The following is a 14,550-nucleotide window of genomic DNA, read 5'->3' on the forward strand; positions in this document are numbered from 1 at the left end:
CGCTCGCCTGAGAGACTCCCACTCGTCGTTCCCGTGAGGTTCTCCCTATGGCTCCGAATCCCCTCGCACCCCCGTGGCTGCACGTTCCGGACGATGCCAACGCGCTCGTCCCCGGTCTCTGGTCCCGCACGGTCGTGCGCGACGACGGTGAGATCACCGTCGGAGGCGTGCGCGCGTCCGACCTGGCCGCCCGCTTCGGCACCCCGCTCTACGTCGTCGACGAGCGGGAGGCGCAGGAGCGCGCCGCCGAGGTGCGCGACGCGCTGCAGACCGCCTTCGCCGAGGTCGGCACCGCCGCCAAGGTCTACTACGCGGGCAAGGCGTTCCTCTCCATCGAGGTCGCGCGCTGGATGGCCGAGGCCGGCCTGAACATCGACATCTGCTCCGGCGGCGAGCTCGCCGTGGCGCTGGCGGCGGGCGTCGACCCCGAGCGGCTCGGCTTCCACGGCAACAACAAGTCGGCCGCCGAGATCGACCGCGCCGTCTCCGTCGGCATCGGCGCGATCATCATCGACAGCCTCCAGGAGATCGATCGCGTGGCCGAGGCCGCCGAGCGGCACGGTCGCGTGCAGAGCGTGCGGCTCCGCGTGAACAGCGGTGTCCACGCCCACACGCACGCGTTCCTGGCCACGGCCCACGAGGACCAGAAGTTCGGCATCGCCCTCGGCGACGCGGCCGACGCCGTGGCGCGCATCCGCTCGCACGCGGACCTGCACTTCCTCGGCCTCCACTGCCACATCGGCTCGCAGATCTTCGGCGCCGACGGGTTCGTCGAGTCCGCCGCCCGGCTGCTCGCCGTGCACCGCGACCTCCTCGCGGGCGGCGACGTCCCCGAGCTCAACCTCGGCGGCGGCTTCGGCATCGCCTACACGTCCGTCGACGACCCCGCGCCGATCGGCGACCTCGCCCGCCGCATCGCGGAGACGGTCGCTGCGGGATGCGCCGAGCTCGAGATCCCGACGCCCGTCGTCGCGTTCGAGCCGGGCCGGTCGATCATCGGCACCGCCGGCCTCACCCTCTACACGGTCGGCACGACCAAGGACGTACTCGTCGCGGCCGAGGACGACGGCGAGACCGCGGTCCGCCGCTACGTGAGCGTCGACGGAGGGATGAGCGACAACGCCCGCCCCGCGCTCTACGGCGCGGACTACTCGGCTCGCCTCGCCGGCCGCGTCTCGGACGCCGCCCCCGCGCTCGTCCGCGTCGCGGGCAAGCACTGCGAGAGCGGTGACATCGTCGTGGACGCCGAATACCTCCCCGCCGACGTGCGGCCCGGCGACCTGCTCGCCGTCCCCGCCACCGGCGCCTACTGCTGGTCCCTGGCGAGCAACTACAACTATCTCGGCCGTCCGCCCGCGATCGCGGTGCGCGACGGCGACGCCCGCGTGATCGTGCGCGGCGAGACCGAGGCGGATCTGCTGTCGCGCGATGCCGCGTACGACGGCACCGCCGGTGAAGGAGTCAACCGATGATCGAGTACCGCAACCTCCGCGTCGCCCTGCTCGGGGCCGGGTCCGTCGGGTCGCAGGTGGCGCGCCTGCTGCTGGAGCAGGGCGACGAGTTCGCCTCGCGCGTCGGCGCGAAGCTCGAGCTCGTCGGCATCGCCGTCCGCGACGTCGACGCCCCGCGCGACGTCGACCTGCCGCGAGAGCTGTTCACCACCGACGCGAGCTCGCTCATCCTGGGCGCGGACATCGTCGTGGAGCTGATGGGCGGCATCGAGCCGGCGCGCGGCTACGTGCTGGAGGCGCTCAACTCCGGCGCCGACGTCATCACCGCCAACAAGGCCCTGCTGGCCACCCACGGCCCGGAGCTGTTCGAGGCCGCCGAGCAGGTCGGCGCACAGCTCTACTACGAGGCCGCCGTCGCTGGTGCCATCCCGATCATCCGGCCGCTGCGCGACAGCCTGGCCGGTGACCGCGTCAACCGCATCCTGGGCATCGTCAACGGCACGACGAACTTCATCCTCGACCGGATGGACGTCAACGGCGAGAGCCTGCAGGACGCCCTCGCGACCGCGACCGAGCGCGGCTACGCCGAGGCCGATCCGACCGCCGACATCGGCGGCTACGACGCGGCCCAGAAGGCGGCGATCCTCGCCAGTCTCGCGTTCCACACCACCGTCCCGCTCGACCGGGTCTACCGCGAGGGCATCACCGGCATCACCACCTCGCAGGTGGATGCCGCCCGCGAGGCCGGCGCCGTCATCAAACTCCTCGCGATCTGCGAGCGCATGACCGATCCGGAGACGGGGGAGGAGGGCGTCTCGGCCCGCGTCTACCCGGCCCTGATCGACCGGCACCACCCGCTGGCCGCCGTGCACGGCGCGCACAACGCCGTCTTCGTGCAGGCGGGCGCCGCGGGCGACCTCATGTTCTACGGTGCAGGCGCCGGCGGCGTCGAGACGGCCTCCGCCGTGCTCGGCGACGTCGTCTCTGCCGCCCGCCGTCACGTCGTCGGGGGCCCCGGCGTCGCGGAGTCCACGCACGCCGACCTCCCCGTGCTCGACATCGGCCGCGTGGTGACCCGCTACCAGATCACGCTCGATGTGACCGACCAGCCGGGCGTGCTCGCGTCGGTCGCGCGCATCCTGAGCGACGGCGGGGTCAGCGTCGAGACCATGCAGCAGTCGGTGCCGAGCACGACGGGAGCCGTCGTCATCTCGGGTAACGCTGCGATTCACGGCGCGGGCGCGCCCACCGCTACCCTGGTCATCGGTACCCACGAGGCCGAGGAGGCCGCTCTGGCGGCGACCGTGGAGGCGCTCGCGGCCAGCGATGTCGTGACCGCCATCTCTTCCGTTCTCCGAGTCGAAGGATCGTAATGCCCGAGAAGTCCTACAGCCGTCAGTGGCGTGGCGTCCTGCGCGAGTACGCGGACCGCCTGAACATCTCGGAGGCGACCCCGATCGTGACGCTCGGCGAGGGCGGCACGCCGCTCATCCCGGCCGCTGCGCTCTCGGCCAGGACCGGTGCGGACGTCTACGTCAAGTTCGAGGGCATGAACCCGACCGGCTCCTTCAAGGACCGCGGCATGACCATGGCCATCTCGAAGGCGGTCGAGCACGGCGCGAAGGCCGTGATCTGCGCCTCCACCGGCAACACCTCCGCCTCGGCCGCCGCCTACGCGACGCACGCCGGCATCCAGGCCGTCGTCCTCGTGCCGGAGGGCAAGATCGCGATGGGCAAGCTCAGCCAGGCCATCGCCCACAACGCGCAGCTGCTGCAGGTGCAGGGCAACTTCGACGACTGCCTCGACATCGCGCGCGAACTCGCGACGAACTACCCGGTGCACCTCGTCAACTCGGTGAACCCCGACCGCATCGAGGGCCAGAAGACGGCCGCGTTCGAGATCGTCGAGACGCTCGGTGACGCGCCGGACTTCCACATCGTCCCCGTCGGCAACGCCGGCAACTACACCGCCCACCACCGCGGGTACACCGAGGAGCTGCAGCGCGGCGAGACCACGAAGCTGCCCCGGATGTTCGGCTTCCAGGCGGCCGGCAGCGCCCCGATCGTGCTCGGCCACCCCGTCGCGGACCCGGACACCATCGCCACCGCGATCCGCATCGGCAATCCCGCCTCGTGGGAGCTCGCGCTCAACGCCCGCGACGACAGCGACGGCTACTTCGGAGCGATCGACGACGCGAAGATCCTCGAGGCGCACCGCATCCTGTCGTCCGAGGTCGGCATCTTCGTCGAGCCGGCGTCCGCGATCAGCGTCGCCGGCCTGCTCGAGCGCGCCGAGGCCGGCGTGATCCCGGCCGGCGCGACGGTCGTCCTCACCGTCACCGGACACGGACTGAAGGACCCGCAGTGGGCCCTCCGCACCGCGGACGGCTCCGACGTGCATCCGACGGTCGTCCCGATCGACACCGCGACCATCGCCGAGGTGCTCGGCCTCGTCCCGAGCGGGGTGACGGCGTGACGTTCTCGGCCGGCGCGCTGCGCGGCCGCTCCGTCCAGGTCAAGGTCCCCGCGACCAGCGCCAACCTCGGCCCCGGGTTCGACACCCTCGGCCTGGCGCTGGCCCTCTACGACGAGCTGCAGGTCTCGGTCCGCGACGAGCCGGGCGCGACGGTCGATGTCATCGGCGTCGGCGCCGGCGAGGTGCCGACCGACGAGACCAACCTGGTCGTCCGCGCCATCGCGCACACCTTCGAGTCGGTCGGCCACCCGCTGCCCGGACTCTCGCTGGTCGCGCGCAACAGCATCCCGCACGGCCGGGGGATGGGCTCCTCCGGCGCCGCGATCGTGTCCGGCATCATGGCGGCCAAGGGCCTGCTCGAGGGCGTCGTCGAGTTCGACGCGCAGAGCCTGCTCGCGCTGGCGAACGACATGGAGGGACACCCCGACAACGTCGCGCCCGCCCTCTTCGGCGGCCTGACCATCGCGTGGGTCACCCCCGAGGGGCCGCAGTTCAAGAAGCTGATCGTGCACCGCGGCGTCTCTCCGCTCGTCCTCGTCCCCTCGCACGTCATGTCGACGGCTCTGGCCCGCAGCCTCCAGCCGGAGTCCGTGCCGCACGAGGACGCCGTCTTCAACGTCTCCCGCTCCGCCCTGCTCGTCGCCGCTCTCATCCAGAGCCCCGAGCTGCTGCACGCCGCCACCGAGGACAAGCTCCACCAGAGCTACCGCGCGTCGGCGATGCCCGAGACCAACCGTCTCATCACGCTGCTGCGTGCGCGCGGCTTCGCGGCGGTCGTCTCCGGTGCCGGCCCCTCGATCCTTGTGCTCTGCAGCGACCCGAGCCAGCGGCTCGCCGCCGCGGAGCTCGTGGCGAGCGAAGCCGAGACCGATTGGCAGCCGCTGATGCTGGCGGTCGATTTCAAGGGCGCGACGGTCACCCCGCTCGCCGTCGAGAGCGCGGACACGCCCGCCGCCTAGCGTCAAAAACGCTGGGGGCGAGGTGGTAAACTGTGCGTGCACCCGTGAAGAACCCGCCTCACGAGCGAATTCAGCTTCCGGGTGATCTCATAGCAATCATGCCGTCATTCCTGCCTGCGTGCCCGGATGTCCGGGGCGCACCGTAGCGCGGATCAGAACGCCGCTCGGTCAAGGCAGTTCATGTGACGAGTGCTCCACAGCGACGCGCAGAGAGCGCGTCGGGGGAAAGGAATCCTCTTCAGTGACTGATGTCGAACTCCACGCCGGGGGCGTGGATACCAGCGACCTGACCTCGCTCAAGGTGGCGGAGCTCCAGGCTCTCGCCTCCCAGCTCGGCCTCCAGGGCGCAAGCAAGCTTCGCAAGGGCGAGCTCGTCGAGGCGATCGCGGCCGCCCGCGCCGCCACCCTGCCGGAGGTCGCGGTCGAGTCCGCCGCCCCGGTCGAGGTGGTCGCGGAGACCGTGCCCGCCCAGCAGCCGGCCGCCGACCACGCGACCGCCGCCTCCCAGGTGCTCATCGAGCCGCTCATCGCGGAGCCGGCCGCCGCCGAGTCGGTCGAGCCCGCCTCCCAGACCGCCGCCGCGGACGCCGCGCCCGCCGGTCAGCAGGCGCAGGAGCCGCGTCGTCGCGGCTCGCGTCGCGCCTCCAGCCCGGACGGCACGAGCCTGAACGCCGCCGGACACGTCAACTCCGGCGAGACCGGTGTCGAGTCGCTCATCCCGGACGTCGACGCCCTCCTCGACTCCGCCCTCGCCTCGCGCGAGCAGGCGCAGCGCGACGGCCAGGGCGGCGGACGCCGTCGCCGTGGCCGTGGCCAGGGCGCCCAGCAGGAGCAGAACGGCGAGCAGCTGCAGCAGCCGGCCGAGCAGGGCCGTGAGGCCGAGGCCGCGCAGACCGCTCCCGCCGACCAGGGCGACGCGCAGCCGGCCGAGGGCGAGCAGCAGTCCCGCTCGGGCCGCCGCAACCGCAACCGCAACAAGAACGGCCAGAACCAGAACGGCCAGGGCCAGAACGGTCAGAACCAGAACGGCCAGGGCAACCAGGCCAACCAGGGCGACCGTCAGCAGGGTCAGCCCAAGGACCTCCAGGGCGGCGACGAGCAGAAGCAGGGCGACCGCCAGCAGGGCGACCGCCAGCAGAACCGCGGCCAGCAGCAGCTGGACGCCGAGGGCGAGCGCTCCGGCCGTTACCGCGACCGCAACCGCAAGCGCCGCGGCGGCCCCGGCGACGAGTTCGAGCCCGAGCTCGCCGACGACGACGTGCTGCTGCCCGTCGCGGGCATCCTGGACGTGCTCGACAACTACGCGTTCGTCCGCACGACCGGGTACCTCCCGGGTGCGAGCGACGTCTACGTCTCCCTCGGCCAGGTCAAGAAGTACAACCTGCGCAAGGGCGACGCCGTGGTCGGCGCCATCCGCCAGCCGCGCGAGGGCGAGAACAACAGCCGCCAGAAGTACAACGCGCTGGTGAAGGTCGACTCCATCAACGGCCAGACGGTGGAGGAGGCGGCCAGCCGCGTCGAGTTCGGCAAGCTGACCCCGCTCTACCCGCAGGAGCGCCTGCGTCTGGAGACCGAGCCCACCAAGGTCACCCAGCGGATCATCGACCTGGTCGCCCCGATCGGCAAGGGCCAGCGCGGTCTCATCGTCGCGCCCCCGAAGGCCGGCAAGACCATCGTGATGCAGCAGATCGCCAACGCGATCACCACGAACAACCCTGAGGTGCACCTCATGGTCGTCCTGGTGGACGAGCGTCCCGAAGAGGTCACCGACATGCAGCGCACGGTGAAGGGCGAGGTCATCGCCTCCACCTTCGACCGCCCCGCCGAGGACCACACCACCGTCGCCGAGCTCGCCATCGAGCGTGCCAAGCGCCTGGTGGAGCTGGGCCACGACGTGGTCGTGCTGCTCGACTCCATCACCCGCCTGGGCCGCGCGTACAACCTGACCGCTCCGGCGTCGGGGCGCATCCTGTCCGGCGGCGTGGACGCGGCGGCGCTGTACCCGCCGAAGCGCTTCTTCGGCGCCGCCCGCAACATCGAGCACGGCGGCTCGCTGACCATCCTCGCCTCGGCGCTGGTCGAGACCGGCTCCAAGATGGACGAGGTGATCTTCGAGGAGTTCAAGGGCACCGGCAACATGGAGCTCCGCCTGTCGCGCCAGCTGGCCGACAAGCGCATCTTCCCCGCGGTCGACGTCAACGCCTCCGGCACCCGCCGCGAGGAGATGCTGATGGCGCAGGACGAGGTCAAGGTCACCTGGAAGCTGCGCCGCGCCCTCGCCGGGCTCGACCAGCAGCAGGCCCTCGAGATGGTCCTCGGCCGCCTCAAGGAGACCTCGAGCAACGTCGAGTTCCTGATGCAGGTGCAGAAGTCGATGCCGCAGCCGACCAACGGCCACGGCACCGCCCACTCGCACGGTCACGAGAACGACCACCGCTAGCTGAGAGAGTGCCCGTCCGTCACGCCGCGCGCGTGCCGGGCGGGCACTTTTCCGTTCCCGGACCTCGACGGTCCGGGATCCCACCCGCGAGAAAGCAGTCCCCATGTTCGAATCCGTGAACAGCCTCATCGCCGAGCACGACGACCTCCAGCAGCAGCTCTCCGACCCGGAGCTGCACAGCGACCCGGCCCGCTCCAAGAAGGTGAACCGCCGCTACGCCGAGCTCTCGCGCATCGTCGCCTCGTACAACGAGTGGAAGCAGCTCTCGGACGATCTGGAGGCCGCACGCGAGCTGGCCGCGGAGGACGCCGCGTTCGCCGAGGAGATCCCCGGCCTCGAGCAGTCCGTGGAGGAGACGGGGGAGAAGCTGCGCCGTCTGCTCATCCCGCGCGACCCCAACGACAGCCGCGACGTGATCATGGAGATCAAGATGGGCGAGGGCGGCGCGGAGTCCGCGCTCTTCGCCGGCGACCTGCTGCGGATGTACCTGCACTACGCCGACTCCAAGCGGTGGAAGGCCGAGATCATCGAGCAGACCTCGAGCGACCTGGGCGGCATCAAGGATGTCCAGGTGGCGTTCAAGGGTTCGTCCAGCGACCCGGCCGAGGGCGTGTGGGCGCACCTGAAGTACGAGGGCGGCGTGCACCGCGTGCAGCGCGTGCCGGCGACCGAGTCGCAGGGGCGCATCCACACCTCCGCCGCGGGCGTGCTGGTGTTCCCCGAGGTGGATGAGCCGGAGGAGGTCGACATCAACCCGAACGACCTCAAGATCGACGTGTTCCGGTCGTCGGGCCCCGGCGGCCAGTCGGTCAACACGACCGACTCCGCGGTGCGGATCACGCACGTGCCGACCGGGATCGTCGTCTCGATGCAGAACGAGAAGAGCCAGCTGCAGAACCGCGAGGCGGCGATGCGCGTGCTGCGCGCCCGCCTGCTCGCGAAGCAGCAGGAGGAGGCGGACGCCGAGGCCGCGGAGTTCCGCAAGGGGCAGATCCGCACGATGGACCGCTCGGAGCGCATCCGCACGTACAACTTCCCCGAGAACCGCATCGCGGACCACCGCACCGGCTACAAGGCGTACAACCTCGACGCCGTTATGAACGGCGCGCTCGAGCCCGTCATCGAGTCGAACATCCTCGCCGACGAAGAGGCGCGCCTCGCCGACCTCGGCAACGAGTAACCGCCGAGTACGCAGAAACTCCGGCTGAAACCGGCGAGCACGCAGAGAATCTGCGTACTCGGCGGTTCGTCAGATGTAGAGGGCGGGGTCGAGCCAGTCGTCGCCGGCGATCTGCTCGTGGCCCGAGCGCGGACGAGCGCGAGCGGGGACGCCGGTGAGCACCGAGTCCGGCTCGGCGTCCTTCGTGACGACCGCGTTCGCGCCGATCACCGTGCGCTCGCCGATCGTGATGGCGCCGAGCACCTTCGCGCCCGCTCCGACGATCACGCCGTCGTGGATGGTGGGGTGCCGCTTGCCGTGCCCGCTCCCGCGACCGCCGAGCGTGACGCCGTGGTAGATCATCACGTCGTCGCCGATCCAGGTGGTCTCGCCGATGACGACGCCCATCCCGTGGTCGATGAAGAACCGGCGGCCGATGTGCGCGCCGGGGTGGATCTCGATCCCGGTGAGGAACCGGGCGGCCTGCGAGAGGAGGCGGGCGGGCGTCCGCAGCCCGCCCCGCCACATCCGGTGCGCGACCCGGTACGCCCAGACCGCGTGGAGCCCCGAGTACGCCAGTGCGACCTCGGTGGTGTTCCGTGCGGCCGGGTCGTGCCGGCGTGCGTTGCGGATGTCCTCCCGCATGCGTCCGAAGGGCAACGTCAGTCCTGCAGGTCCGCCCACAGCGGCGTGGAGATGTACCGCTCGCCGGTGTCGCAGACGATGGCGACGATGGTCTTGCCCGCGTTCTCGGGGCGCTTCGCCTGCTCCAGTGCGGCCCAGACGATCGCACCGGACGAGATGCCGGCGAGGATGCCCTCCTGGCTCGCGAGCTTCTTGGCCACCTCGATCGCGTCGTCGAACGAGACGTCCGCGACCTCGTCGTAGACGGTGGTATCGAGGATCTCGGGGACGAAGTTGGCGCCGATGCCCTGGATCTTGTGCGGGCCGGGCTTGCCGCCGTTCAGGATGGGGGAGTCGAGCGGCTCGACGGCGACCACCTTCACGTCGGGCTTGCGCTCCTTGAGCACCTGGCCGACGCCGGTGACCGTGCCGCCGGTGCCGACGCCGGCGACGAAGACGTCGACCTCGCCAGCCGTGTCGGCCCAGATCTCCTCCGCGGTGGTGGCGCGGTGGATGGCGGGGTTCGCCTCGTTGGCGAACTGCTGCGCCCAGATGGCGTTGTCGGAGGAGGCGACGATCTCCTGCGCCTTCTCGACTGCGCCGCGCATGCCGTCCGGGCCGGGGGTGAGGACGATCTCGGCGCCGAACGCGCGCAGGAGCACGCGGCGCTCCTTGCTCATCGTCTCGGGCATGGTGAGGATCACCTTGTAGCCGCGGGCCGCGCCGACCATCGCGAGCGCGATGCCGGTGTTGCCGCTGGTGCCCTCGACGATCGTGCCGCCGGGGCGGAGCGCGCCGGCCTTCTCGGCGGCGTCGATGATCGCGACGCCGATGCGGTCCTTGACGCTGCCGGCCGGATTGTCGAATTCGAGCTTGACGAGCACGGTGGCGCCGGTGCCCTCGGCGAGCCGGTTGAGCCGGACGAGCGGCGTGCGGCCGACCGTCTCGGTGACGTCGGCGTAGATGTGACCCTTGACCTGTTCTGACATGGCCTCTTCCTCGTGGCGGAGAGTGGACGGGGAGCGTGTCCCACTCTAATCCGCGTCGCTGTCGCCGGGACCACTGTGACGGCGCGGGATGGGCGGTCGCCGATGAGGATAGGCTCGGTGGGCCATGCCTCCCGAGACCCCTGCCGCCGACCGCCCGGACGCGTCCGCGGCGCCCACCGTCCGCTCCCTGCTCGAACGCACTGTGACGGTGCTCGCCGCCGCAGGTGTGCCCGACCCGGAGGTCGACGCCGAGCTGCTCGTCGGCCACGTGCTCGGGGTGAGCCGGGGGCGGGTGCAGGCCCTCACCGTGATGGGTTCGTCCGTGGAGGTGCAGGAGGCCGAGCGCGTCCGGGAGCTGACCGAGCGTCGTGCCGCCCGGGAGCCGCTGCAGCACATCACCGGACGTGCGGCGTTCCGTTCACTGGAGCTCGCCGTCGGCCCCGGCGTCTTCGTGCCGCGCCCCGAGACCGAGCAGGTGGCGCAGTTCGCGATCGACGCGCTGCGTTCCGTGCCCTCGGCCGAGCCGATCGCCGTCGACCTCGGCACGGGGAGCGGCGCGATCGCGCTCGCCCTCGCGACGGAGGTGCCGCACGCGCGCGTGTTCGCCGTCGAGAACTCGCCCGAGGCGTTCATCTGGACGCGGCGCAACGTCGACGAGACGGGCGCGACGAACATCCGACCGGTGTTCATCGATCTGGCCGACGCCCTGCCCGAGCTCGACGGCACGGTGGACGTCGTCATCTCCAACCCGCCCTACGTGCCGGATGCGGCCATCCCGCGCGACCCGGAGGTGCGGCTGTTCGATCCGGCGGCCGCTCTTTACGGCGGGGAGGACGGCCTGGATGTCGTGCGAGTGATCTCCCGCGTGGCCCAGCGGCTGCTCCACCCCGGCGGCACCCTGGTGCTGGAGCACGGTGAGCTGCAGGGCGCCGCCATCCGGGCGCTCCTCACCGCCGACGGCTGGCGGGCGGCCGCGACGCATCGCGACCTGACCACGCGCGACCGGGCGACGATCGCGCTGCGCTGAGACCGCGGTTCAGCTCCGCGTCGGCGCTCAGCGTCCGCGCCGCTCGGCCTCCCTGGCCGCCTTCTCGGCTTCGCGCTGCGCACGCTCGCGGGCCCGCTCGATGGCCTCCCGCTCCCGCTTGCGCGCCTCCCGCAGCGCCTTCTCGGCCTCGCGGCGCAGCTTGGTCGCCTCCCGGACCGCCTTGTCGTTCGGGATCTCCTCGGGGCGCGGCTCGGCGGCGGTGATCGGCTCGCCGGACGCGCGCGCGGCGACGTAGCGCTCGATGCCGTCCAGGATCCGCTCGAGGCCGAACGCGAAGTCATCCTGGCCGTCCTCGCCGTCCTCCGTGTACGCGCCCGAGCGGATGAGCGGTGCGAGATCGGGGAACCGCTCCGGCGTGACCAATTCGCCGAGGGCGGCGGCGAAGGCCTCGCCGTTCTGCGGGGGAGCGTCGTCGCGGCGGGACAGCCGCAGGTCCCGCTCCACGATGCCGACGGCCCGGGCGTACGACGACAGCAGGAGAGCGACGGACATCTTCTCGGCGTCCGCGAGCGGCAACCCCCGCATCTCGCGCAGACCCCAGTCGAGCACGGCGAGGTTGTTGGGCATCATCGGGGCGCCGGTGATCGGGATGTCCGGGAACCACGGGTGCGCCTCGATGATGTGGATGCTCGCGATCGCCCACTCCCGGAGGCCCTGACGCCAATCCCGTGACGCGTCCGGGTCGGGCTCCGGAGGGATCGGGACGTCGCAGACGGTGTCCTGCATCAGGGCGAGCACATCGTCCTTGCTGGTGACGTAGCGGTAGAGCGACATGGTCGTGAACCCGAGGTCGCCGGCGATCCTGCTCATCGACACGGCGCCGAGGCCGTCGGCGTCGGCGATCGCGATCGCGGTCTCCACGATGCGCTCGATGCTCAACTCGCGCTTGGGGCCGCGTTGCGGTCGTTCGGCGACACCCCAGCTCAGGGCGACGGCGCGGGGGAGCGCATCCTCGACGGCATCGGGCATCTGCTCCGCCTTCCTCGCAGCCGGTCCGGGAGGGATCCGGGATCGGTCGTTGACATCCATCCTAGAACTGTGTATCACTTAAACGAAATCGTATGCAGCATAAACAGTTTGGTTGATACACAGAAAGGGAGCATCATGACGACAGCGGCGATCGAGGTCGAGGGGCTGCGCAAGTCCTTCGGCACGCAGACCGTCCTCGACGGCATCGACCTGCGGGTGGAGGCGGGCAGCGTCTTCGCCCTGCTCGGCCCGAACGGAGCGGGCAAGACCACGCTCATCTCCATCCTGTCCACGCTCGTCGACCCGGACGGAGGAGTCGCCACCGTCTGCGGGCACGACGTCGTCGCCGACCGGGAGGGTGTGAAGGAGTCGATCAGTCTGACCGGCCAGTCCGCGGCCGTGGACGGGGTGCTGACGGGGGAGGAGAACCTGCGCATGATGGCGCGCCTCTCCGGGTTCTCGGCGACGGGGGCGCGGCGACGCGCGAGCGAACTGCTCGAGAGCTTCGACCTGACAGGCGCGGCGCGCAAGCGCGTGGCGACCTACTCGGGCGGGATGCGCCGCCGGCTCGACCTGGCTCTGAGCCTGGTCGCGACACCCCCGGTGATCTTCCTCGACGAACCCACCACCGGCCTCGACACCCGCAGCCGCCAGGCGCTGTGGGACATCATCGACGGCCTCGCCCGCGCCGGCACGACCATCCTCCTCACCACGCAGTATCTGGAGGAGGCCGACCACCTGGCCGACCGGATCGCGGTGCTCGACCACGGCGTCATCGTGGCCGAGGGGACCGCCGCGGAACTCAAGGCGCTGGTCGGCGGCGAGGTCGTCGAGCTGCGCGGTCCCGACGACGAGGTGCTCCGCGAGCTGCCGACGGACGGCACGGTCGACGGCCTGCGCGCCGCGATCGAGGAGCTCGACGACCTCGCACTCCCCGGCGCGTCCATCGGCATCCGCAAGCCGAGCCTCGACGACGCCTTCCTCGCCCTCACCAACCAGAAGGAGGCCGTGCGATGACCGCCCTCGCACCCACCCGCACCACCGTCACCCCGCTGACGAGCACCCTCGTCTTCATCGGGCGCAGCATCCGCCATTCGCTGCGCAACGTTGAGGCCCTCACCATGGCGATCGTCCTGCCGGTGATGCTCATGCTGCTCTTCACGTTCGTCTTCGGCGGCGCGCTCGACAGCGGCGGAGGCTACGTCGACTACGTCGTCCCCGGCATCATCCTGCTGTGCGCCGGCTTCGGGGCGTCGAGCACCGCCGTCGACATCGCGCAGGACATGAGCGACGGCATCGTCGACCGCTTCCGGACCATGCCGCTCCGCTCCCGGGGTGTGGTCACCGGGCACGTCGTGGCGAGTCTGCTGCGCAACCTCGTCGCGACCGGCGTCGTGATCGCGGTCGCGCTCCTGGTCGGGTTCCGGCCGACGGCGAACGTGCTCGAGTGGGTCGCGGCGCTCGCCGTCGTCGCCCTCTTCATCCTCGCGATCACCTGGCTCTACGCCGGGATCGGTATCGCCGCGAAGAACCCGACGTCCGCCTCCGGTTACGGGTTCGCGCTGCTCTTCCTGCCGTACCTGTCGAGCGCGTTCGTCCCGACCGACACGATGCCCCAGTGGCTGCAGTGGATCGCGCAGAACCAGCCGATCACGCCGATCATCGAGACGATCCGTGCGTTCCTGTTCGGCGACGACCCGGGCTCGGAACTGTGGTGGGCGCTGGGGTGGTGCGCACTCATCATCGCGGGCGCCTACGTCTGGGCGGCGTGGCTGTTCCGGCGCAAGGCGGGGCGGCGCTGAGCCGGGAGACTCCGAGGGATCAGGCGACCAGCTCGCCGGCCTGCTCGACCGCGTCGAGCAGGCCGTCCGGCGTGCGGAAGAGGTGCGCGTGGATCCCCAGGGCGGCCGCCGACTCCACGTTCTCCACCATGTCGTCCGCGAAGAACGTCTCCCCGGGCTCCGCGCCGTACCGCTCGAGCACGCGCTCGTACACCACCGGGTCGGGCTTGCGCGCGCCGTAGTCGGACGAGGCGCGCAGGTGCTCGACCCCGAGGATGGGGACGAGCTCGGGGGCGAGGCGGGTCAGCCGGCGGGCGACGAGGGGGCCGTTGTTGGTCAGGAGGGTGGCCGTGCCGAGATCCTGGGCGCGTTCGACAGCGCGCAGCGAGGTCGGCCAGGGCGTCATCGCGTCGCCGCGGATGCGGAGGAAGTCCTCTTCGCTCACGGGGACGCGCAGCGCCGCCCGGAGCGCGTCCAGGTACTCCACCTCGTCGGCGAAAGCCCCGGCCTCCGCCGCCCACTCGCCGTCGCGATGCCACCACCGTTCGCGCAGCTCGGCGAGGCTGAGCCCCGTGAGCTGCGACATCCCGGCCATGCGCCGCCGCCAGTCGTACTCGTAGAGCACGTTGTCCATGTCGAAGACGAACAGCACCG

13 protein-coding genes are annotated in these 14,550 nt (G+C 71.2%); 9 read left to right on the top strand and 4 right to left on the bottom strand.

All coding sequences use genetic code 11. The features are described 5' to 3' along the window. Positions 1-47: 47 nt before the first annotated feature. The 6 genes from lysA to prfA all read left to right on the top strand — a co-directional run bounded on the left by lysA (position 48) and on the right by prfA (position 8,506). Positions 48-1,472, top strand: a complete 1,425-nt coding sequence (lysA, locus tag FHX33_RS02665; RefSeq protein ID WP_021763363.1) for a diaminopimelate decarboxylase — start codon at positions 48-50, stop codon at positions 1,470-1,472. Beyond that, on the top strand, positions 1,469-2,824 hold the full coding sequence (locus FHX33_RS02670) for a homoserine dehydrogenase (protein ID WP_021763362.1): 1,356 nt from the start codon (positions 1,469-1,471) through the stop codon (positions 2,822-2,824). The genes lysA and FHX33_RS02670 overlap by 4 nt, the downstream gene beginning before the upstream one ends. Further along, the gene (gene thrC, locus FHX33_RS02675) at positions 2,824-3,927 is read left to right on the top strand and encodes a threonine synthase (RefSeq protein WP_021763361.1); all 1,104 of its coding nucleotides are present in this window, start codon (positions 2,824-2,826) and stop codon (positions 3,925-3,927) included. The genes FHX33_RS02670 and thrC overlap by 1 nt, the downstream gene beginning before the upstream one ends. Continuing rightward, a complete protein-coding gene (gene thrB, locus FHX33_RS02680; protein WP_021763360.1) occupies positions 3,924-4,886 on the top strand; it encodes a homoserine kinase in 963 nt (320 codons plus the stop codon). The genes thrC and thrB overlap by 4 nt, the downstream gene beginning before the upstream one ends. Before the next feature lie 241 nt (positions 4,887-5,127). Beyond that, on the top strand, positions 5,128-7,326 hold the full coding sequence (gene rho / locus FHX33_RS02685; RefSeq protein WP_183428134.1) for a transcription termination factor Rho: 2,199 nt from the start codon (positions 5,128-5,130) through the stop codon (positions 7,324-7,326). 103 nt (positions 7,327-7,429) lie between these two features. Then, on the top strand, positions 7,430-8,506 hold the full coding sequence (prfA, locus tag FHX33_RS02690; protein ID WP_021761418.1) for a peptide chain release factor 1: 1,077 nt from the start codon (positions 7,430-7,432) through the stop codon (positions 8,504-8,506). Positions 8,507-8,575: 69 nt separating this feature from the next. Here prfA and epsC read toward each other — a convergent pair whose 3' ends face one another. Together epsC and cysK are read right to left on the bottom strand one after the other, a co-directional pair. Continuing rightward, positions 8,576-9,130 (bottom strand): serine O-acetyltransferase EpsC, encoded by a 555-nt coding sequence (epsC, locus tag FHX33_RS02695; protein WP_021761420.1) that lies wholly within the window; start codon positions 9,128-9,130, stop codon positions 8,576-8,578. 17 nt (positions 9,131-9,147) lie between these two features. Then, positions 9,148-10,098: a cysteine synthase A gene (cysK, locus tag FHX33_RS02700; protein ID WP_021761422.1), complete on the bottom strand. Its 951-nt coding sequence runs from the start codon at positions 10,096-10,098 to the stop codon at positions 9,148-9,150. A gap of 124 nt (positions 10,099-10,222) precedes the next feature. Here cysK and prmC point away from each other — a divergent pair, with 124 nt between their 5' ends. Continuing rightward, on the top strand, positions 10,223-11,125 hold the full coding sequence (prmC, locus tag FHX33_RS02705) for a peptide chain release factor N(5)-glutamine methyltransferase (RefSeq protein ID WP_021761424.1): 903 nt from the start codon (positions 10,223-10,225) through the stop codon (positions 11,123-11,125). Positions 11,126-11,152: 27 nt separating this feature from the next. Here the strand turns inward: prmC and FHX33_RS02710 are convergent, their stop codons facing one another. Beyond that, on the bottom strand, positions 11,153-12,115 hold the full coding sequence (locus FHX33_RS02710) for a TetR/AcrR family transcriptional regulator C-terminal domain-containing protein (RefSeq protein ID WP_183428135.1): 963 nt from the start codon (positions 12,113-12,115) through the stop codon (positions 11,153-11,155). Between the two features lie 135 nt (positions 12,116-12,250). On the opposite strand from FHX33_RS02710, the gene FHX33_RS02715 reads away from it, so the two are divergent. Together FHX33_RS02715 and FHX33_RS02720 are read left to right on the top strand one after the other, a co-directional pair. Next, positions 12,251-13,132, top strand: coding sequence for a daunorubicin resistance protein DrrA family ABC transporter ATP-binding protein (locus FHX33_RS02715; protein WP_021763439.1), 882 nt, complete (start codon positions 12,251-12,253; stop codon positions 13,130-13,132). Next, entirely contained in the window at positions 13,129-13,917 is a 789-nt protein-coding gene (locus FHX33_RS02720; protein ID WP_021763440.1) for an ABC transporter permease, read from the top strand. The genes FHX33_RS02715 and FHX33_RS02720 overlap by 4 nt, the downstream gene beginning before the upstream one ends. 19 nt (positions 13,918-13,936) lie before the next feature. On the opposite strand, the gene FHX33_RS02725 is transcribed toward FHX33_RS02720, so the two are convergent. Continuing rightward, positions 13,937-14,548: an HAD-IA family hydrolase gene (locus FHX33_RS02725; protein ID WP_021763441.1), complete on the bottom strand. Its 612-nt coding sequence runs from the start codon at positions 14,546-14,548 to the stop codon at positions 13,937-13,939. Positions 14,549-14,550: the final 2 nt, after the last annotated feature.

It is taken from the genome of Leifsonia aquatica (genome assembly GCF_014190775.1).
Classification (GTDB): domain Bacteria; phylum Actinomycetota; class Actinomycetes; order Actinomycetales; family Microbacteriaceae; genus Leifsonia; species Leifsonia aquatica.

What these genes read in the sequence shown, in the direction of transcription:
- lysA (WP_021763363.1), top strand. Translation starts at nt 48, where the DNA reads ATGGCTCCGAATCCCCTCGCACCCCCGTGGCTGCACGTTCCGGACGAT.
- FHX33_RS02670 (WP_021763362.1), top strand. Translation starts at nt 1,469, where the DNA reads ATGATCGAGTACCGCAACCTCCGCGTCGCCCTGCTCGGGGCCGGGTCC.
- thrC (WP_021763361.1), top strand. Translation starts at nt 2,824, where the DNA reads ATGCCCGAGAAGTCCTACAGCCGTCAGTGGCGTGGCGTCCTGCGCGAG.
- prfA (WP_021761418.1), top strand. Translation starts at nt 7,430, where the DNA reads ATGTTCGAATCCGTGAACAGCCTCATCGCCGAGCACGACGACCTCCAG.
- epsC (WP_021761420.1), bottom strand. Translation starts at nt 9,130, where the DNA reads ATGCGGGAGGACATCCGCAACGCACGCCGGCACGACCCGGCCGCACGG.
- cysK (WP_021761422.1), bottom strand. Translation starts at nt 10,098, where the DNA reads ATGTCAGAACAGGTCAAGGGTCACATCTACGCCGACGTCACCGAGACG.
- prmC (WP_021761424.1), top strand. Translation starts at nt 10,223, where the DNA reads ATGCCTCCCGAGACCCCTGCCGCCGACCGCCCGGACGCGTCCGCGGCG.
- FHX33_RS02710 (WP_183428135.1), bottom strand. Translation starts at nt 12,115, where the DNA reads ATGCCCGATGCCGTCGAGGATGCGCTCCCCCGCGCCGTCGCCCTGAGC.
- FHX33_RS02715 (WP_021763439.1), top strand. Translation starts at nt 12,251, where the DNA reads ATGACGACAGCGGCGATCGAGGTCGAGGGGCTGCGCAAGTCCTTCGGC.
- FHX33_RS02720 (WP_021763440.1), top strand. Translation starts at nt 13,129, where the DNA reads ATGACCGCCCTCGCACCCACCCGCACCACCGTCACCCCGCTGACGAGC.